Source organism: Microbispora sp. H10670 (genome assembly GCF_014161385.1).
Classification (GTDB): domain Bacteria; phylum Actinomycetota; class Actinomycetes; order Streptosporangiales; family Streptosporangiaceae; genus Microbispora; species Microbispora triticiradicis.
This window is the reverse complement of sequence record NZ_JABBWW010000035.1, coordinates 1-19,997: the sequence shown is the minus strand read 5'-3', so window position 1 is coordinate 19,997 and position 19,997 is coordinate 1. Positions and strand designations below refer to the sequence as shown.

Annotated in this window: 15 protein-coding genes; 5 read left to right on the top strand and 10 right to left on the bottom strand. The window is 70.7% G+C overall.

Annotated elements, in window-relative coordinates; all coding sequences use genetic code 11:
- Positions 1-112: 112 nt before the first annotated feature.
- A complete protein-coding gene (locus tag HHX33_RS31265) occupies positions 113-1,237 on the bottom strand; it encodes a trypsin-like serine peptidase (RefSeq protein WP_182877737.1) in 1,125 nt (374 codons plus the stop codon).
- Between the two features lie 317 nt (positions 1,238-1,554).
- On the opposite strand from HHX33_RS31265, the gene HHX33_RS31260 reads away from it, so the two are divergent.
- On the top strand, positions 1,555-2,517 hold the full coding sequence (locus HHX33_RS31260; protein ID WP_182877736.1) for a zinc-binding dehydrogenase: 963 nt from the start codon (positions 1,555-1,557) through the stop codon (positions 2,515-2,517).
- Positions 2,518-2,556: 39 nt separating this feature from the next.
- On the opposite strand, the gene HHX33_RS31255 is transcribed toward HHX33_RS31260, so the two are convergent.
- The 6 genes from HHX33_RS31255 to HHX33_RS31230 form a co-directional block, all read right to left on the bottom strand.
- On the bottom strand, positions 2,557-3,348 hold the full coding sequence (locus HHX33_RS31255) for a PadR family transcriptional regulator (protein WP_182877735.1): 792 nt from the start codon (positions 3,346-3,348) through the stop codon (positions 2,557-2,559).
- 141 nt (positions 3,349-3,489) lie between these two features.
- Entirely contained in the window at positions 3,490-4,317 is an 828-nt protein-coding gene (locus HHX33_RS31250; RefSeq protein ID WP_182877734.1) for a DUF4097 family beta strand repeat-containing protein, read from the bottom strand.
- A gap of 93 nt (positions 4,318-4,410) precedes the next feature.
- Positions 4,411-4,587, bottom strand: a complete 177-nt coding sequence (locus tag HHX33_RS31245; protein ID WP_165900678.1) for a DUF6104 family protein — start codon at positions 4,585-4,587, stop codon at positions 4,411-4,413.
- An 85-nt stretch (positions 4,588-4,672) separates the two neighbouring features.
- The gene (locus tag HHX33_RS31240) at positions 4,673-8,383 is read right to left on the bottom strand and encodes a multifunctional oxoglutarate decarboxylase/oxoglutarate dehydrogenase thiamine pyrophosphate-binding subunit/dihydrolipoyllysine-residue succinyltransferase subunit (RefSeq protein ID WP_182877733.1); all 3,711 of its coding nucleotides are present in this window, start codon (positions 8,381-8,383) and stop codon (positions 4,673-4,675) included.
- A 197-nt stretch (positions 8,384-8,580) separates the two neighbouring features.
- Positions 8,581-9,222: a B3/4 domain-containing protein gene (locus HHX33_RS31235; protein ID WP_182877732.1), complete on the bottom strand. Its 642-nt coding sequence runs from the start codon at positions 9,220-9,222 to the stop codon at positions 8,581-8,583.
- Between the two features lie 140 nt (positions 9,223-9,362).
- Complete coding sequence (locus HHX33_RS31230) at positions 9,363-11,903, bottom strand: glycoside hydrolase family 9 protein (protein WP_310740670.1); 2,541 nt, start codon at positions 11,901-11,903, stop codon at positions 9,363-9,365.
- A gap of 243 nt (positions 11,904-12,146) precedes the next feature.
- Between HHX33_RS31230 and HHX33_RS31225 the strand changes: the two genes are divergently transcribed.
- Together HHX33_RS31225 and HHX33_RS31220 are read left to right on the top strand one after the other, a co-directional pair.
- Positions 12,147-12,731, top strand: coding sequence for a winged helix-turn-helix domain-containing protein (locus HHX33_RS31225; RefSeq protein ID WP_182877730.1), 585 nt, complete (start codon positions 12,147-12,149; stop codon positions 12,729-12,731).
- A 102-nt stretch (positions 12,732-12,833) separates the two neighbouring features.
- Entirely contained in the window at positions 12,834-13,895 is a 1,062-nt protein-coding gene (locus HHX33_RS31220) for an MBL fold metallo-hydrolase (RefSeq protein WP_310740669.1), read from the top strand.
- A 49-nt stretch (positions 13,896-13,944) separates the two neighbouring features.
- On the opposite strand, the gene HHX33_RS31215 is transcribed toward HHX33_RS31220, so the two are convergent.
- From HHX33_RS31215 to HHX33_RS31205, 3 genes are all read right to left on the bottom strand, one after another.
- A complete protein-coding gene (locus tag HHX33_RS31215; RefSeq protein ID WP_182877728.1) occupies positions 13,945-15,003 on the bottom strand; it encodes a dihydrodipicolinate reductase in 1,059 nt (352 codons plus the stop codon).
- Between the two features lie 154 nt (positions 15,004-15,157).
- Positions 15,158-17,518: a glycoside hydrolase family 65 protein gene (locus tag HHX33_RS31210; protein WP_182877727.1), complete on the bottom strand. Its 2,361-nt coding sequence runs from the start codon at positions 17,516-17,518 to the stop codon at positions 15,158-15,160.
- Entirely contained in the window at positions 17,515-18,258 is a 744-nt protein-coding gene (locus HHX33_RS31205) for a beta-phosphoglucomutase family hydrolase (RefSeq protein WP_182877726.1), read from the bottom strand. The genes HHX33_RS31210 and HHX33_RS31205 overlap by 4 nt, the downstream gene beginning before the upstream one ends.
- Positions 18,259-18,419: 161 nt before the next feature.
- On the opposite strand from HHX33_RS31205, the gene HHX33_RS31200 reads away from it, so the two are divergent.
- Together HHX33_RS31200 and HHX33_RS31195 are read left to right on the top strand one after the other, a co-directional pair.
- The gene (locus HHX33_RS31200) at positions 18,420-19,607 is read left to right on the top strand and encodes an ROK family transcriptional regulator (protein WP_111701052.1); all 1,188 of its coding nucleotides are present in this window, start codon (positions 18,420-18,422) and stop codon (positions 19,605-19,607) included.
- Between the two features lie 17 nt (positions 19,608-19,624).
- A partial coding sequence (locus HHX33_RS31195) for an ATP-binding cassette domain-containing protein (RefSeq protein WP_182877725.1) occupies positions 19,625-19,997 on the top strand: 373 nt, incomplete at its 3' end.

The window sequence follows — 19,997 nt, the reverse complement described above, 5'->3', positions numbered from 1 at the left end:
CACGGAGACATGCGAACGGAGACATGCGAAGGGCCCGGCGGTCGCCCGCCGGGCCCTCGTCCACCTGGACGTACGCGCCTGACCGAATGGCCGTGCGGTCAGGCCGCCCGCCTCACTGCGTCCACCGGTTGGCGGCCGCCGCGTAGACGTCGTAGGTCTCGCTGTTGAAGTACGGCGAGGAGATCCGGTCGTACCGGTCGTTGCCGTCGCTGTCCCAGGCGACGCTGTTGATGCCGTTCAGGTAGCCCTTGCGCGTTCTGCTCCTGTAGTCGAGGAGCCACGGGCCGCCGCTCGCACCGGCGGTCATGCCGCACTTGAACCCGATGTGCTCCTGGATGTTGTACTTCAACGCGGCCGGCATGGGAGTCGTCTGGCCGTAGCACCACTTCATCGTCCGCCCGGTGAACGGCCGGTCGCCGTCCGGGTGCGGGCCCGCCGGGTAGCCGAACGAGAACACCTTGACCTTCGTGCTGCGGTTCCAGGTGAAGCCCTGGCCGCCCACGTTGTCGCCCAGGCGGCCGGCCGGGGTGGTCGTGTACTGCGTGGCCGAGCCGACCTTCTTCGGGGTCAGCCGGAAGCCCGACGACACGTTCACGAACGCGTAGTCGTAGTCGTAGTCCTCCTTGACCACGAAGTCGTCGTGCGCCTGGAACCACTTGGCGGGATAGATGCCGTACGGCGCCTTGCCCTCCCACACCTGGTTGCCGTCCCAGTAGGAGGGAATGAAGATCCAGTTGTCGTAGAACTGGTTCGACACCGGGTCGTAGACGCAGTGTGCCGAGGTGGCGACCACGTTGCGGTACCTGCCCTGAACGGACGTGCCGGAGCAGTACTTCCAGCTCCGGGGGTCGAGCGGATTCTGGCCGGGCAGCGTGAAGAACACCCGGCCGACCGTGTTCGGCAGGTTGACCTGCCGGGACACGCCCGCCTTGGTCTTCTCCGCGCCGATCGGCGGGACCGTGCCCGGCTTGCCGTCCGGGGTGGTCTTGCTGACCTTGCCGAAGCCCTTGACGGAGTTGCCGAGTTCCTCGCTGTAGTCCTTGGCCGCCCGCAGCCGTTGCGGCGACCAGAAGGAGACCGCCTGGGCGGGCGTCTGGGGTGCCGCCTTGACGGTCACGTCGCCGGGGCCGGTCTGCGCCGAGGCCGCCGGTTGGGTGACGCCGACCACGCCGACCACGCCGGCCGCGACGAGCGCGCCGGTGAGGGGGATGGTCAGGCGTCGTGCTCGGGGGATCATGAAGCTCCTTTCCCTGGGACGGATGAGGGTGCGTCCCATTCAGCAGGAAAACGCTCCGAAGATTAACGACCGGATCCGACCGGCTGCCGTGCTTATAACCAGAACAATCAGCAGATTGCCCTATCTGTTATCGATAGCGGCTGGTTATGGTAGGTATCTGCGCAGCTCAGAGGGGGTGCTGCGGAGTACGTCGTCTTACCGGACGGAGGGTTCACAACCATTCTCGACCGGTCTTGATTGATTTCCGGCGCTCTGGTCCCGGTAATTCCCTCGATTATCAAAACGGACAGGCCCGGCGCGCGCGGTAGTGTGCTGGCATGTTCGCCGTCACCGCCACGCAGACCGATCCGGACGACCCGCTGAAGGGCCTGACGCTGGGTGAGCATCCCGAGCCCGCCGTACCGGACGGCTGGACCACCGTCACGGTCCGGGCCGCCTCGCTCAACCACCACGACCTGTGGACGCTCCGGGGGGTGGGTATCAGCCAGGACCGGTTGCCGATCGTCCTCGGCTGCGACGCCGCGGGGGTGGACGAGGACGGCGAGGAGGTCGTCGTCCACGCCGTGATCGGCACGCCGGTGAACGGCGACGAGACCCTCGACCCGGCCCGCTCGCTGCTGTCGGAGAAGTACGACGGCACGTTCGCCGAGAAGGTCGTGGTGCCCCGGCGCAACCTGGTGCCCAAGCCCGCCGCGCTCTCCTTCGAGGAGGCCGCCTGCCTGCCCACGGCCTGGCTGACGGCGTACCGCATGCTGTTCGACAAGGCCGGGCTGGAGCCGGGCTCCACCATCCTCGTCCAGGGCGCCGGCGGCGGCGTGGCGACCGCGCTGATCGTGCTCGGCCGGGCCGCCGGATACCGGGTCTGGGCGACGAGCCGGTCGGAGCACAAGCGGGAGCGGGCCCTCGGCCTCGGCGCCGACCAGGTCTTCGAGACGAACGCCCGCCTGCCCGAGCGGGTCGACGCCGTCATGGAGACGGTCGGCGAGGCCACCTGGAAGCACTCGCTCAACTCCCTGCGCCCCGGTGGCCGGATCGTCACCTGCGGCGCGACGAGCGGGATGGTCGCCGCGACGCAACTCGTGCAGGTCTACTTCCTGCAGAAGTCGATCATCGGGTCGACCATGGGGACGCGCGAGCAGCTCGCGCGGCTCGCGGTCTTCCTCGAGCAGACGGGCGTACGGCCGGTGATCGACCGGGTGCTGCCGCTCACCGAGGCGGAGGAGGGCTTCGCGGCCGTGCACCGGGGCGACGTCTTCGGCAAGGTGGTCTTCACACTCTGACGGCGGTCCTGACCGCGGCCCCGATCCCGGTGGGCGCGGTCAGGAGCGCATGGCGCGGCGGATCCGCTCCGCGGCCTCGTCGAGAGCGGCCCGGCACTCCGCCAGCGCCTCCTCACGCGGTGTGCCCTCCCCGGAAGCCCCTCCGGAAGTCTCTGCGGGGGACTCGGCGAGAGAACGGTGGAGGTCGGTGACGAAGTCCGCCAGCATCCGGCTGAGGGCGGGGTCGGGGCCGGTGCGGGGGGTGCCCTCGTACCGGCTCCCGCCGAACCCCCAGGTCTCCTCCCAGACGCGGCGCCACTCCTGCTGCCAGCGGTCGCGCTCCTCCTGCCACTCGTGCTTGTGGCGGCGCCACTCCTCCTTCTGCCTGCGCCACTCCTCCCTGGCCTGGTCGCGGTGCCGCTGCCACTCCTCCTTCTGGGTCCGGCCCAGCTCCCGGCCGTCGTCGCCGATGTCCCGGGCCATCTGGGTGAGCTCGTCGCGCAGGGACCGCACCGTCTGCCGCACGTCCTCCTTCACCTCCCGGGCGATGTCCTGGACCGAGGCGGTGATCTCCTGCTCCAGATCGGCCAGCTCGTCCATCCGGTCGGCCAGCTCGGCCCGTCCCTTGTCGGTCAGCGTGAAGACCTTCTTGCCGTCCACGACCTCATGGGTGACCAGGCCCTCGTCCTCCAGGCGGGCCAGCCGGGGATAGATGGTGCCGGGGGAGGGGGAGTAGACGCCGAGGAAGCGATCCTGCAGCAGCCGGATGACCTCGTATCCGTGCCGCGGGCTCTCCTCCAGCAGCTTCAGCAGGTACAGCCGCAGCCGCCCATGCCCGAAGACCGGACTCATGCCACCTCCTCGCCTTCGGCTCGGAGTGGCCTGAGCCAGACGCTGTGCCTACTGATTCGCTCGCTTCGCTCGCTCATGCCACCTCCTCGCCTTCGGCTCGGAGTGGCCTGAGCCAGACGCTGTGCCTACTGATTCGCTCGCTCATGCCTTCTGCTCCTCTTCCCGGCGGCCGGTGGGGGGGCCGCTCAGCAGGGTGACGTCGCCCGACATGGTGGTCGCGGAGAGCGAGGCCATGCCGCCGCCCAACCGGCCGCCGAGCGAACGGACGCCGGGCATCGCGGTGGACTCCAGCCCGGGGAACGCCGACTCGACCCTGCCGGAGGTCGAGCGGACGGTCACGTCGGCGTCCACGGAGCGCGGGAGCCGTACGACGACGGGACCGGACACGCTGTGCATCGTGACGTGGCCGGTGGGCGCGAGCTCCAGGTCGGCGGTGATCCGGCCGGACACCGTGTTCGCGCGCAGCCGCCGCGGCCTGCCCCCGGCGACGGTCAGCTCACCGGAGACGCTGCCGAACGACAGGTCGCCGGCCATGCCCCGGCTCTCCACCGAACCCGACACCGTCTCGGCCTGCACCTCGCCGCTGACGCCGTCGAGGACGATCTCCCCCGAGACGCTCTTCACGCCGGTGGTCCCCTCCATGCCGGTCACCAGGGCGGAGGCCGAGACGACCCCGGCCTGCACCGGGCAGCTGCTCGGCACGGTGAGCGTCAAGGTGGTCCGCCGTGAGCCCGGGCGTAACCACCCGAGGATGCCGTCCCATGTCAGGTCCTTGTACGTGACCGTCAGGCGGCCGTCCGCCTCGTCATGGGTCACCAGCAGCGGCGCCCCCTCCACCTCCGTCACCTCCAGGGTGGGCGGGCCGTCACTGGCCAGCACGGCCAGCCGACCGGCCACGATCCGCACGTTCAGCGCGGTCACCTTGCCGAACGTGAGCTGCCCGGGGGAGTCGATCGTCCATTGGGGCATCGCCAAGCCCTTCCACGCGAAGTCCTGCCGTCCACAAACACGATATATCGCGTCTGTGGAAAGTCAAGATGTATCGCGTTCGGTCCGGCGCTCTCAGTCCTCGTCGTCGTCCAGGCGCGCGAGCCAGGTGGCCAGCCGCTCCACGGGCACCTCGAACTCGGGATTGAGATCCACGAACTCGCGCAGCCGCTCGGCCAGCCAGGTGATGCCGACCTCCTCCTCGCCGCGCCGCTCGACGAGCTCCTCGATCCCCTTGTCGGTGAAGTACATGCCTCGCTCCAGTGCAATTACCTGATCATGAGGAGAGGTCCCCCACGCGTCGCGGGGGACCTCCTCAATCCTGCGGGATCGCCGGTCAGCCGAAGATCTCGTCGAGCATGCCGCGCAGCTCCGCGTCGTGCTTGGAGTGGGAGCCGACGGCCGGCGACGAGTTCGGCGTACGCGAGACCCTGCGGAGGGCGCGGCCGCCGAGCAGGTCGGGCCGTTCCGTCAGCTTCAGCGCCAGGTACGGCCACGGGCCCATGTTGACCGGCTCGTCCTGTGCCCAGAGCAGCTCCGCGTCGGCGCCGTAGCGGGACAGCTCGGCCTTGAGCGGGTTCTCCGGGAAGGGGTAGATGCGTTCGAGCCGGACGAGCGCCACGTCCTTCCTGCCGTCCTTCTCGCGCCGGGCGAGCAGGTCGTAGTAGATCCTGCCGGAGCAGACCACGACCTTCCGGACCTCCGCCGGGTCGACCGTCGCGTCGCCGATGACCGGGCGGAAGGCGCCGGAGGTGAACTCCGACGTGGCCGAGGCCGCCGCCTTGAGCCGCAGCAGCGACTTGGGCGTGAACACGACCAGCGGCTTGCGCCGCTCCGACAGCACCTGCCAGCGCAGCAGGTGGAAGTAGTTCGCCGGGGTGCTCGGCTGCGCCACCGTCATGTTGTCCTGGGCGCACATCTGCAGGTAGCGCTCGATGCGGGCGGAGGAGTGGTCCGGGCCCTGGCCCTCGTAGCCGTGCGGCAGCAGCAGCACGACCGAGGAGCGCTGACCCCACTTCTGCTCGCCCGACGAGATGAACTCGTCGATGATCGACTGGGCGCCGTTGGCGAAGTCGCCGAACTGCGCCTCCCAGGCGACCAGGGCGTCCGGGCGGACCACGCTGTAGCCGTACTCGAAGCCCATCGCGGCGAACTCGCTGAGCAGCGAGTCGTACACGTAGAACTTCGTGGTGCCCTGGTTGAACGTCTTGAGCGGGGTGTGCTCCTCGCCGGTGACGCGGTCGACCAGCACGGCGTGGCGCTGGCCGAAGGTGCCGCGGCGGGAGTCCTGGCCGACGAGCCGCACCGGGTGGTCGTCGATGAGCAGCGAGCCGAACGCGAGCATCTCACCGGTCGCCCAGTCGATCGAGTCCTCGGCGATCATCGCGCCGCGACGCTGGATGACCGGCGCGAGACGCGGGTGGACGGTGAAGCCGTCGGGCAGGTTGAGCTGCGTGTCGACGACCCGCTTGACGACCTCCTCCGAGATCGCCGTCTTGGTGTCCTCGTGCGACCACTGGAACACCTCGTCCGGCTCGGGGACCACGACCGAGCCCGGTTCGAGCGGCTGCCTGGTCGCCTCCCGGGTCTCGGTGAAGGCCCGCTCCAGCTGCTCCTGGTAGTCGCGCAGGGCCTGCTCGGCCTCCTCGACCGTGATGTCGCCGCGGCCGATCAGCGCCTCGGTGTACAGCTTGCGGGTCGAGCGCTTGGCGTCGATCAGGTCGTACATCAGCGGCTGGGTGAAGGCCGGGTTGTCGGTCTCGTTGTGGCCGCGCCGCCGGTAGCAGATCAGGTCGATGACCACGTCCTTGCGGAACGCCTGGCGGTACTCGTAGGCGAGCCGCCCGACGCGTACGACGGCCTCGGGGTCGTCGCCGTTCACGTGGAAGATCGGCGCCTGGATCATCCGGGCGACGTCGGTCGCGTACACGCTCGACCGCGAGGAGGCGGGGGAGGTGGTGAAGCCGACCTGGTTGTTGACCACGATGTGCACGGTGCCGCCGGTGCGGTAGCCGCGCAGCTGGGACAGGTGCAGGGTCTCGGCGACCACGCCCTGCCCGGCGAACGCCGCGTCGCCGTGGACGAGCACGGGCAGGACGGTGAAGCCCTCCTCGCCGCGCTCCAGCAGGTCCTGCTTGGCCCGGACCACGCCCTCCAGGACGGGGTCGACGGCCTCCAGGTGCGAGGGGTTGGCCACCACCGACGTGCTGATCTTGTTGCCGTCGGGGTCGACGAAGTCGCCGCTCGCGCCGAGGTGGTACTTCACGTCGCCCGAGCCGTGCGCGCTGCGCGGGTCGATGTTGCCCTCGAACTCGCCGAACACCTGGGCGTACGACTTGCCCACGATGTTGGCCAGCACGTTGAGCCGACCGCGGTGGGCCATGCCGATGACGACCTCGTCGAGGCGCTCGCCGGCGGCGGAGCAGATCACCGAGTCGAGCAGCGGGATCAGCGACTCGCCGCCCTCCAGCGAGAACCGCTTCTGGCCGACGTACTTGGTCTGCAGGAACGTCTCGAACGCCTCGGCGGTGTTGAGCCTGCGCAGGATGTGCAGCTGCTCCTCACGGTCGGGCTTGGCGTGCGGCCGCTCCACCCGCGCCTGGATCCAGGCCCGCTCCTCGGGGTTCTGGATGTGCATGTACTCGATGCCGACCGTCCGGCAGTACGAGTCGCGCAGCACGCCGAGGACGTCGCGCAGCTTCATCAGCGGCTTCCCGCCGAAGCCGCCCGTCGGGAACTCGCGCTCCAGGTCCCACAGCGTCAGGCCGTGCGACTGGATGTCGAGGTCGGGGTGCTTGCGCTGGCGGTACTCCAGCGGGTCGGTGTCGGCCATGAGGTGGCCGCGGACCCGGTAGGCGTGGATCAGCTCCAGCACGCGGGCGGACTTGGCCACGTCGTCGTCGTGGGTGGCCGAGATGTCCTGGACCCAGCGGACCGGCTCGTACGGGATGCGCAGCGACTCGAAGATCTCGTCGTAGAAGCCGTCGGAGCCGAGCAGGAGCTGGTGGATGCGGCGCAGGAAGTCGCCCGACTGGGCGCCCTGGATGATCCGGTGGTCGTAGGTCGAGGTGATCGTCATCACCTTGCTGATGGCCAGGCGGGACAGGGTGTCCGCCGAGGCGCCCTGGTACTCCGCCGGGTACTCCATCGCGCCGACGCCGATGATCGTGCCCTGGCCGGGCATGAGACGCGGCACCGAGTGGACCGTGCCGATCGTGCCGGGGTTCGTCAGGGAGATCGTGGTGTTCTGGAAGTCGTCCACGCCGAGCTTGCCCGAGCGGGCCTTGCGGACGATCTCCTCGTACGCCGTCCAGAACTGGCGGAAGTCGAGCGTCTCGGCCCGCTTGATCGAGGGCACCAGGAGCTGGCGGGTGCCGTCGCTCTTCTGCACGTCGATGGCGAGGCCGAGCCCGACGTGCTCCGGCTTCACCAGGACCGGCTTGCCGTCCACCTCGGCGTACGAGTGGTTCATCTCGGGCATGGACTCCAGCGCCCGGACGATCGCGTAGCCGATGAGGTGGGTAAAGGAGATCTTGCCGCCGCGTCCGCGGGACAGGTGGTTGTTGATGACGATGCGGTTGTCGATCAGCAGCTTGGCGGGCACCGCACGGACGCTGGTGGCGGTCGGGACCGCCAGCGAGGCCTCCATGTTGGCGGCGGTGCGCGCCGCGGCGCCGCGCAGCTTCTCCTCGGCCGCACCGGCCGGAACCGGGGTGGCGGCCTGCTTGGCGGGCTGCTTCGCCGGCTGTGGGGCAGGCTGCTTGACCGGCGCGGGCGCCGTGGCCTGAGGCTGGGGCTGCGTCGTCTGCGGAGCCGGGCTCACCGGGGCGGGAGCCTCGGGAGCCGCCGTCGTGGTCGCGCCGTTCGCGGCGTCGGCGGCCTTGGGTGGAGCGGGCTTGCCCGTTCCGTTGTAGTCAGCGAAGAAGTGCCACCAGGCCTGGTCCACAGACTCGGGATCTTCGAGATACTTCTGGTACAACTCGTCGACAAGCCACTCATTTTGCCCGAAGCTTGCCAGCGGGTTTGTCCGCGACGACTCTGACGACACGGCGGAAATCGCCCTCTTCCGCAGATCGGCGTTGATGTTTGGTGAACCTGTCCAAGGCTACTCGCCTCACACACCGAGGTGCGCCCGCGCGGGTCACCGGTCCCGGCCCATCCTCCCAGGATCGATCAAACAGGTCACGCGCGGATAGCCCGTCTGGGTGGTGAGGTGTCCCTCACCACCTGGTCATCACGACTGGCTCACCCGAGGAGCCGCGACTCGATCCGGATATCCGGAGCTATAGCGGACAGCATACCCGCGAGGTCCTCACCGGCCGCGTGCAGTGCGGGAATGGAGAGCGGTTCGAGCCGTTCGAGGAGGAACAGCGCGTCGACCGTCTCCTCGGTGATCCTCGTCCTGACGCACTGCCGCCAGTTCCACCTCCGGCAGGTGACGCCCTCGTCGTCGCGCCACACCACCTCGCCGATCGCGGGCTCGCCCAGCGCCTCCTCCGACGGCTCGTCGCCCGCCGCGCGGACCAGCCGGGCGGTGCCGCGGTAGCGGCGCAGGTCCTCGCCGCCGATCGGCAGGCCGTGCCGTACGGACACGGCGTTGTAGGCGTCCACCACCAGGTTGATCTCGGGCAGCGGCAGGCGGCGGACCAGCGCGTCCACCGACGGGCGGGTCCGCTGGGGCTTGGCCCCGAAGGCGCGGTACGCCGCGCGCCACGCCTCGATCCTCTCGTCGTCCTGCGGCACGGCCCTGGCCGCCGCGTCGGCCAGCCACTCCCGCGAACGGTCGTCCGAAGGGCCGTTGCGCAGGCCGTACGCGCAGACGACCAGGACGGCGAAGTCCGGACGCAGCGCCGTGACGGCGTCGTCCACCCAGATGTCGTCGATCACGCCCCACAGCGTAGTGCCCGGGTGAGCCGGCCCCGCCGGAATGGAACCGGCCGCCGCCTCTGCTGAGGCGGCGGCCGGGGTCGGGGGTCACGGCGACGTTCTGATCAGGCTGATCGGGCCGGTCGGGCCGATCGGCCGGGTCAGGAGGAGCAGGCGGCGCCGTTGAGGGTGATCAGGTCGGGCGTGGGGTTGGCGCCGGGAGACGACACGCCGTTGTAGCCGATGACGACCGTCTGGCCGGGCCTGATGGTCTTGTTCCACGTCTCGTTCTCGGCGGTGGCGGTCGCCCCCTCCTGCGAGAAGTTGGCGCTCCAGCCGTGGTCGATCTTCTGGCCGCCCAGGAACGACCACTTCAGCTTCCAGCCGTCGACGGCCTTCGTGCCGGTGTTCACGATCGTGATCTGGGTGGTGAAGCCGGTCGGCCAGGAACCGTGCGTGGTGTAGGTGACCTTGCACGCGCCGGGCGCCTTGACCGTGCCGTCGCCCTGGTCGGCGATGAACGCCGAGATCCACGACATCGGCGAGTTCCAGTTGATCGTCAGCTCGTTGGTCGCCCAGGAGCCGATGTCGTCGATGTAGCAGAACTGCGCCACGCAGCCCCTCAGCTTCGCCTGGGCCACCGGGTCCTGGATGCTGGAGTTGGGGCCACCGGCGAGCGTGCCGCGCGGCGGGTTCGGCAGCGAGGTGTCCAGCGAGTGGGCGTACCACCTGCTGTGCTGGTTCTTCGACGCCACCTCACCGTAACCGGTCACGTACGACTGGTTGAGCGCGTTGCGGCCGAGGATGTAGTCGACGCCCTGCAGCACGCCGTCGCGATACTTCAGGTCGCCGGTGATGTCGTAGGCCGTGGCCATGACCACCATGTTGTTGAGGACGATGCTGTTCGATCCCCAGTCGTAGGACGCCGCGTCGTACGGCAGGCCGTACGGGTGGGCCGTCAGCTTGGCGAGGTACTTGTCCGCGCCGGCCACCACCGAGGCGCGCACCTCGCTGCGGCCGGGCAGGGCGTTGGGCACGGTCGCCAGGTCGAGCCGGCCGAGCGCCGCGACGTTGCCCCAGTCCATGGCGCCCGTGTTCCAGATGTCGGCGGTGTGCAGCGGCGAGGCGAGGAGGTAGTTCTCGAACTCCTTGTCGCCCGTGGTGATGTAGAGCTCGGCCGCCGCCCAGTAGAACTCGTCGCTGACCTTGGCGTCGTCGTAGGTGCCCCCGCCGATGCCGTCGGAGGCGGAGGCGAGCACGTTCGGGTTCGCCTTGGCCGCCGTCCACGCCTTCTTCGCCGCCGCCAGGTTCTTCGCGGCGAACGCGGCGTCGTACGGCGCGAAGATCCGGGCCGCCTGGGCGGCGGTCGCGGCGAGGTTCAGCGTCGCGGCCGTGCTGACCGGGTGCAGTTCGCGCTTCTGCGGGTCCAGGTTCGGCAGCAGCGGCAGGCCGGTCCAGTTCTCGTCGTGGATCTTGTGGTGGACCATGCCGTCGGACCGCTGCATCTTCAGCAGGAACTCCTGCTCCCAGCGGGCCTCGTCGAGCACGTCGGGAACGGCGTCGCCGCTCTCGGGGATGTTCAGGCTGCCGATGGGCTTGGCGGTCGGGGCGTTCTTGGTCCGCTCGAACTCGCTCATGATCTGGGCGACCGAGATGCCGCCGTTGACCACGTACTTGCCGTGGTCGCCCGCGTCGTACCAGCCGCCGGACACGTCGAGACGGTAGTCGCACACGCCCGGCTGGCAGGGGACGTTCTTGTCGCCCTGGTTCGGAGCCACGTCCACGTGACCGGCGGGACGGCCGTACCCGGGCCGCAGCGCGTCGTCGATCGCGATGCCGCTGCGCTGGGTGTAGTAGAACTTCAGCGCGTCGAGCTTGAGGTCGGCGTAGGCGTCCGGCTTGATGTCGAAGGGCCGGCTGGTCTCACCGTCGGCGGTGAGCGTGTAGCCCGTCCCCGCCTTGACGTACGAGCCGAAGTCGATCGAGTGGACGTTCTGGCCCGAGCTGGCGTCCACGCCGCGCGGGGTCGTCGTGCCGTGCGCGACCACGGTCCCGGCGGAGTTCTTGAGCTGCCAGGGCAGCGCGGCGGTGGCGTCGGTGACCACGGTGGCGTTCTTGGGGCCCTTGGGCAGGTAGGCCACCTGGTTCACCCGCACCCGGGGACCGGTGTCGGGCTTGTAGACGTCCGGCGGCGCCCCGCCCTTGAGCGAGACGTTGTCGACGCAGAAGCGCCACGGCGTCGCGCTGCCGCCGATCTGGAAGACGACCTGGGCGTTGGGCAGGTCGACCGGCGAGGTGAACGTGTAGCTGTAGGTGTTGCCCGAGACGCTGACCTCGGGAGCCGCCGCCACGTACTGGGTGTAGGGATCCGTCGGCAGCTGGACGTACGCCCTGGCGACCTTCGACGGGTCGGCGGTGGCGAAGAAGCTGAACGCGTAGGTCTCGTCCTTCACCAGCGGGATGTCGTTGACGCCGATGATCGCGTCCCAGGGGTTGACCGTCCCGCCGGGGACGTTCGTGCAGAGCCGGCCGCCGGACAGTTCGAAGTCCAGGTTCGAGGTGTGCCACCACGGGTCGGCGGTGGTGTCGAACGTGCCGTTGGGGATCTGCTCCGGGCCCTCGTCCGCCGTGACGGGAGGCGCGCCGGTCAGGCAGGCCGTGGCTAACGCCGCCACGGCGAGAATGCCGATTCTTCTGAGCACAGTGGTCCTCGGGGTGGTCCTCGGGGTGTCCGCGAGGGGCTGGTGGGGAAAGGCGGTGTGGGAATGGTGGTGTGGGAGCGCTCCCAAAGGGGAGCGGCACCGATGTTTCCGCCGGGTTTCCAGGGGCGTCAACGACGGCCGTGCTCCGGCCCACGTGACCGGTGGTTGGGGGAGCGCGCGGCTGAAACTTTCATTTTCGCAAAGAAACCTTTGCGAAGCGCGGGGGTTGTTAGCGTCCCCGGCATGGATCAGGAGGTCTACCACGTACGGGACCCGCGCGCGCTGAAGGCGGTCGCGCATCCGCTGCGGTCGCGCCTGCTGGCGGAGCTGCGCACCGATGGTCCCGCGACCGCCACGGAACTGGCCGCGCGCCTCGCGGAGAGCTCCGGCTCCACGAGCTATCACCTGCGGCAACTCGCGCGGTACGGGTTCGTGGAGCCCGACGCCGAGCAGCGCGACCGGCGTGAGCGGCGCTGGCGGGCGATCCACCGGTTCACGTCGTGGAGCGACGTGGCGACGGCCGCGGGCGCCGAGGGCCGGGAGGCCGCCGCCGGCCTGCGCCGGCGTCAGCTGGAGCGGCTCACCGCCGACGTGGAGAGCTTCGAGCGCGACCGCGACCTGTGGAGCGAGGCGTGGGCCGAGGCGGCCGGCATGTCCGACCTGGTGGTGCGGCTGTCGCCGGCGACGGTCGCGTCCCTGTACGAGCGGGTGTCGGCCCTGCTGCTGGAGGCCGAGGAGCGGGACCGCGACGACCCCGACGCGCGCGGCGTCACGGTCCTGCTCGCCGCCCATCCGCGCAGCGGTCCCCGGGGAGGCGGGCGCGAGTGACGGTGGTTCGCCGCGATGTGCGGCGCCCGGGGGCCCGGTAGAACGACATTCGGTTCAGGGCGGCACAATCAGGCAGCGAAGCTGCGAGAGGGGCGTGGACCGGTGAGCAAGGGGAGCGTGACGGCGGCGAACGAGGCGCAGCGCGCGGCGTGGCGGGGCGGCGGGCTGCCGGAGGTCGAGCGGGTGCGCCCGGGGCTGTGGTCGATCCCCGTCCCGATCCCGATCAACCCGTTGCGCTACGTCCTGGTCTACGCCCTGGAGATCCCCGATGGAGTGGTCCTCGTCGACGCGGGATGGAACACCGGCGAGGCGTACGACGCGCTCGTGGCGGGGCTCGGAACGGCCGGATACGACATCACGGACGTGAAGGCCGTGCTGGTCACGCACATCCACCCCGACCACTACGGTCTGGCCGGGCGCGTACGGGAGGTCTCGGGCGCGTGGATCGGGCTCCATCCGGCCGACGCGCGCCTCCTCCGCGGCCGCTACGACGACTCGGCGATCGACGATCTCGTCGAGCAGGAGCGCGCGCTGCTGCTCCGCTGCGGCGTGCCGGACCTCACGGCACAGGAACTGGCGGGCGCGTCGGTCATGCTGCGCCAGTTCGTGACGATGGCGGTGCCCGACCGGCTCATCGAGGACGGCGACCGGCTCGGCCTGCCCGGCTGGGACCTCCGGGCGGTGTGGACCCCCGGCCACTCGCCCGGCCACCTGTGCTTCGCCGAGCCGGAGCGCAGGCTGCTGTTCTCCGGCGACCACGTGCTGGCCAGGATCACGCCGATGGTCGCGGTGCACCCGCAGTCGGCGCCCAACCCGCTGGCCGACTATCTCGACGCGCTGCGCCTGGTGGGCGGGCTCGACGTGGAAGAGGTGCTGCCCGCCCACGAGTACCGCTTCCTGGAACTGGCCGCCCGAGCCGACCACGTCATCGCGCACCACGAGGAGCGGCTCGCGGAGATACGGCGGGTCCTCGCGGACGGCGACGGCCCGGCGTGCTGGGACATCGCCACCCGGCTGAGCTGGTCGCGCCCGTGGGAGACGATCCCCGCGCACATGCGCAGGACGGCCAACGGCGAGACCCTCGCGCACCTGGTCTGGCTGGAGCATCGCGGCCAGGTCACCCGAGTGCCCGGCGAACCCGACCGCTGGTACCCCGCCGGCTGAGCCAGGCCGTACGGGAACACCCCACTGCTCCCGCGCCGCGCGCTGTCCGTCAGGCCAGCCGCACGGCTCCCCGGCCGGTGGCGAGGGGGAGGTCGAGGAGCGTGCGGATGCCCGGCGGGGCCGCGCACACGGCGGCGATCGAGTTGACCGCGTGGGCCGCCGCCCCGGCCAGCCCCTGGGTCATGTCGTCGATCGTCACCGCCATGCCGGGCCGTCCCTGCACGTGCATGGTGAAGCCGAGGTCGCCCCACTGCGGCACCCGGCGGCCGTCGGCCTTGTAGACGCACTCGACCGTGATGAACGGCCGGCCGCGCGCCAGTCCGGTGAACACCCAGCGGGACGCGGAGATCGTGCCCTTGCGCACCTCACCCGCCGCGATGCCGAAGTCCTCGGTCGCGAGCAGGTACTCGTCGGTCTCCTCCACCTCGTCCAGCGGCACGCCGAGCGCGGCGGCGACAAGCTCGACGCTCTCGCCGAACAGCGCGCGCTGGAAGGCGCGGAACGGCCGGACGGACGTGCTGTAGTCGTCGGGCTCCCGGCCGAAGCCCATCAGGTCGGCGGTCACGTGCCGGGAGGGATGACCCCGGTAGTCCGAGCACTCCCGCACGTAGATGTGGTCGAGCCGGTCCGACAGCCCGGTCAGCGCCAGAGGCAGCAGGTCGCTCATGAAGCCCGGGTTGATGCCCGTCCCGTGCAGGGACGCCCCGCCTCGGGCGCAGGCGGCCTCCAGGCGGTCCACCAGCCCCGGGCCGTACGCGCGGGGGTAGACGAATCCGGTGGTGGTGACGACGTTCTTGCCCGAGGCGAGCAGCGCGCAGATCGTCTCGGCGTCGGTCCCGGGATCGCCGCCGAAGTAGGACGCGGGCAGCGGCATGTGCAGCACGCAGTCGGCCTCGGTGGCGAGTATCCGTTCGGCGTCGTCGGTGCAGGCGACCCCGACGGGCCCGAGCCCCACCAGTTCGCCAGCGTCCCGGCCCACCTTCTCCCGGTCGTAGACGAGCACCCCGGCGAGCTCGAACTCCGGACGGGCGATCACGCTGCGCAGGGCACGCCCGCCGACCGCGCCCGTCGCCCATTGGATCACGCGCAGGGGAGCGGTCGAGGACATGCGTGCCTCCAGCGGGTTCGCTCGGGCGTGACCGCGCGGTGAGAGGGGAGTCGCCGATCCGCGCCCAGTTCGGGACAGGAACTGAGGAACGTTCACGAGCACGCTCACTGTACGACGCCGCGCCGCCTTGGCCTGCCCGAATGGTGATATCGCCTCAGGGGATCGCCGGGCGGCGGGCGGGCGGCTCGCGGCCGGGGGGCTGCGTGATCCGCAGTTCGGGGAAGGGCGGCGACGGGTTGCTCCGGGACTGCGGCCGCGCGCCGAGCGTCAGGGTCTCACCGTGGTGCGCCAGCGAGACCGGCGAGCCGTGCAGCAGCCGGTACGTCGTGTCCTGGGACGTGACGTCGACCCTCAGCAGGCGCCCGCGGTAGCGCACCCGGAAGGTGAGCCGGGTGATCTCCGAGGGCAGGCGGGGGGCGAAGCACAGCCGCCCCTGGCCCGCGCGCAGGCCGCCGAACCCCGCCACCAGCGCGATCCACGCCCCGGCCAGCGAGGCCATGTGGACGCCGTCACGGGTGTTGTGCTGCAGGTCGCGCAGGTCGATGAGCGCCGCCTCCCCGAGGTAGGCGTAGGCGAGCCCGAGCTGACCGACCTCGGCGGCGAGCACGGCCTGGGTGGCCGCGGACAGCGAGGAGTCCCGCACCGTCAGCGCCTCGTAGTAGGCGAAGTTGCGGGCCTTCTGCTCGGGTGTGAACGCCTCGCCGCACAGGTGCATGGCCAGTACGAGGTCGGCCTGCTTGACCACCTGCTTGCGGTAGAGGTCGAAGTAGGGGAAGTGGAGCAGCAGCGGGTACTGGTCGGGCCGGGTGTTCTCGAAGTCCCACACCGCGTGCCCGGTGTAGCCCTCGCTCTGCGCGTGGACCCCCACGCGCTCGTCGTACGGGAGGTACATGGCGGAGGCGGCGTCGCGCCACACCGCGATCTCCTCCAGAGTGACGCCGAGCCGCCCGGCCCGGTCGAGATGGCGTACGGCCGTCGCGGCGGCGGCCAGCAGGTTCCTGCGGGCCATGAGGTTGGTGTAGAGGTTGTTGTCGGAGACCGCGCTGTACTCGTCCGGGCCGGTCACCCCGTCGATGCGGTAGCGGCCCTCGGCGTCGTGGTGGCCGAGCGCGCACCACAGGCGCGCGGTCGCGACCAGCAGCGGCAGGCCGACGTCCCCCTCGAACGCGGTGTCCTCGGTCGCGTCGACGTACCGCGTCACCGCGTCGGCGATGTCGGCGTTGACGTGGAAGGCCGCGGTGCCGGCGGGCCAGTATCCCGAGCACTCCTCGCCGTTGATCGTGCGCCAGGGGAACGCCGCCCCGCCCAGCCCGAGCAGCTCCGCCCGCGCCTCGGCGAGCGGGAGGATCGACGCGCGCCACTCCAGCGCGTCGCGGGCGGCCCTGGGATAGGTGTAGGTGGCGACGGGCAGCACGAAGCTCTCGGTGTCCCAGAACGCGTGCCCGTCGTAGCCGGAGCCGGTCAGTCCCTTGCCGGGAATGGGCCGCCGCTCCAGCCGGGCGCCCGCCTGGAGCAGGTGGAAGAGCCCGAAGCGTACGGCCTGCTGCACCTCGGCGTCGCCCTCGACCTCGACGTCCGCGCCCGCCCAGTAGTCGTCGAGGAAGGCGCGCTGCTCGGCGCACAGGCCGTCCCACCCGGTGAGCCGGGCCGCGGCCAGCGCGGCCACCACCTGGTCGTGCATCGCGGGCCGGGAGCGCTTGGCCGACCAGCCGTAGGCGAAGAACTTGTCCAGCCGCAGCCGTTCTCCGGGTCTCAGGCGGGTGGCGACGGTCACGCGGCTGACGTCGCCGCCGCCGTCGCCGTCGACCCGGGTGCCCTCGGGGCCGTCGACCTCGTGGCGCATGGCGGCGGCGACCCGCAGGCGGCTGGCGCGGGTGGAGTGCACCATGACGCACACGCCGTCGCGGCCTGGCGCGTTCTCCTCCAGCACCAGCGGCGCCTCCAGCGCGGCGGCGGCGCGGGGGTCGGCGGCCGACGTGGGGACGGTCTCGTTGGCCACCAGCTCCGACTGGACGACCACGTTGACCGGCTGGTCCACCGGCTCCACCTCGTAGCGGATCGCGGCCACGGCCCGGTGGGTGTACGACACGAGCCGGGTGGAGCGCATCCGGATCTCCACCCCCGTGGGCGAGCTCCAGTGGACCGTGCGGATGAGCGTCCCGGCGCGCAGATCGAGGAGCCGCTCGTGTGAGTGCAGGGTGCCGTACCGGACGTCGAACGGCTCGTCGTCCACCAGCAGCCGGATCAGCTTGCCGTTGGTGACGTTGACCACCGTCTGCCCCGACTCGGGGTAGCCGTAGCCCGCCTCGGCGTACGGCAGGGGGCGCAGTTCGTAGAAGGAGTTGAGGTAGGTGCCGGGCAGCCCGTACGGCTCGCCCTCGTCGAGGTTGCCGCGCAGCCCGATGTGCCCGTTGGACAGTGCGAAGACCGACTCCGTCTGGGCGAGCACGTCGGTGTGCAGGCGGCACTCGCGGACCGTCCAGGGCTCGGTGGTGAAGGCGGGATGCCTGATCATCGTTCGTCCAGCAGGTCGGCGAGGTCGTTCACCACCACGTCGGCGCCGTTGTCGCGCAGGGCCTGGGCCTGGTTCGCGCGGTCCACGCCCACCACCCAGGCGAAGCCGCCCGCGCGCCCGGCGGCGACCCCCGCCAGCGCGTCCTCGAAGACCGCCGCGGCGGCCGGCTGGATGCCCAGGGCCTCGGCGGCGGCGAGGAACATGTCGGGGGCCGGCTTGCCGGCCAGGCCGCGCTCGGCCGCCACCGCACCGTCGATCCGCGCGTCGAACATCTCGGAGAGCCCCGCGGCGGACAGCACGCGGGCGGTGTTGGCGCTGGAGGAGACGACCGCCCGGCGCAGACCGGCCTCGCCGACCTCGCGCAGATAACGCACCGAGCCTTCGAAGACCTCGACGCCCTGCCGGTCGAGGACCGCCTGGACCAGTGCGTTCTTGCGGTTGCTCAGGCCGTTGAGCGTGGGCATGCCCGGCGGGTCGTCCGGCTCGCCCTCCGGCAGGGTGATGTCCCGGGACCGGAGGAACTCCCGCGTGCCGTCCAGGCGCTTCCTGCCGTCGACGTACCGGTCGTAGTCGCCGGTCGCGTCGAAGGGGACGAACGGCGTGCCGGTGGCGACCGCCCGGTCGCGGAGGAAGGCGTCGAACATCTCCTTCCACGCCGCCGCGTGGACCCCCGCCGTACGCGTGAGCACCCCGTCCATGTCGAACAGGCAGCCGCGTACCCGCTCCGGCAACCCCAGCATCCGCCCTCCAAGAAGTCCTGTTTCCTCTCCTACCCTGCTCTGCCCTTCGTCCTGACTTTTGTTGAATTCAGCGAAAGATTGCATCAGATCGGTAAAAGGTCTTCCTTGTCGTGGGGAAAAGGGGTACGTTTCCAGCCAATCACGTGGACGCGGAGGCGTAGGTGAAACGGACGACCATCAGGCCGGAGAACGTCCATCAGGCCGCGCTTCTGCGCTTGCTGAGGGACGGCGGGCGCTCCCGCGCCGAGCTCGGCGACGTGGTGGATCTGTCGCGATCGAAGCTCAACGTGGAGCTGGACCGGCTCGTCGAGCTGGGTCTGGCCGAACCGGACGGGCTCGCCGCCTCACGCGGCGGCCGGCGTTCGGGCCGCGTACGGCTGTCGCAGTCCACCCGCTTCGCCGGTATCGACGTCGGCGCCACCTCGATCGACGTCGCGGTGACCGACGGTGAGCTGAAGGTGCTCGGCCACCTCAGCGAGCCCTGCGACATCAGGGAGGGCCCCGCGGCGGTGCTTGACCGGGCGATCGACCTGCTCGGCAAGCTGCGCAGGGACGGCCTGTACGACGATCTGACCGGAGCGGGGATCGGTGTCCCCGGGCCGGTGAGCTTCGCCGAGGGCGTCCCGGTAGTGCCGCCGATCATGCCCGGCTGGGACCGTTACCCGGTGCGGGAGACGATCGGCCAGGCACTGTGCTGTCCCGCGATGGTGGACAACGACGTCAACATCATGGCGCTGGGAGAGCTGCACACCGGTCTCGCCCGGAGTGTCGGCGACTTCCTGCTCGTGAAGATCGGCACCGGCATCGGCTGCGGCATCGTGGTGGACGGCAAGATCTACCGCGGTGTGTCCGGCAGCGCCGGCGACATCGGCCACATCCGGGTGGACGACCTCGGCCCGGTCTGCTCCTGCGGCAACTCCGGCTGCCTGGAGGCCTACTTCGGCGGAGCGGCGCTGGCCAGGGAGGCGGTCGAGGTGGCCCGCTCGGGCGGCTCGCCGTACCTGGCCGAACGGCTCGCGGCCGCGGGCACGCTGACGGCCGAGGACGTGGGCGCCGCGGCGGCGCAGGGCGACCCCGGGGCGATCGGGCTGATCCGCGACGGCGGACGACGGGTGGGCCAGGTCCTGGCCAGCCTGGTCAGCTTCTTCAACCCGGGACTGGTGATCATCGCGGGTGGCGTGGCCAAGCTGGGCCACGTGCTGCTCGCGGAGATCAGGAGCGTCGTCTACCGTCGCTCGCTGCCGCTCGCCACCGGCAACCTGCCGATCGTGCTTTCCGAACTCGGAGAGACCGCGGGTGTCATCGGCGCCACCCGACTGATCAGCGATCACGTCTACTCCGCCAACTGACATCGTTGGGAGACCCCATGGGAGACGAGCACCCCCTGCTCAAAATGAGGGGGATCGTCAAGCAGTTCCCCGGCGTGCGTGCGCTGGACGGCGTCGATCTGGAAGTGAGAGCCGGCGAGGTGCACTGCCTGCTCGGCCAGAACGGCGCCGGGAAGTCAACGCTCATCAAGACCCTCTCCGGCGCGCACGCGCCCGACGAGGGCGAGGTGCTCATCGACGGCACCCCCGTACGGCTGGCGCCGCCCACCGCGGCCATGGCCCTCGGCATCGCCACGATCTATCAGGAGCTCGACCTGGTGGACGGGTTGAGTGTGGCCGAGAACATCTATCTGGGTCATGAGCGGGCGCGGTTGGGGTTCTCGCGCCGGGGGGAGGCCGAGCGGGCGGCGG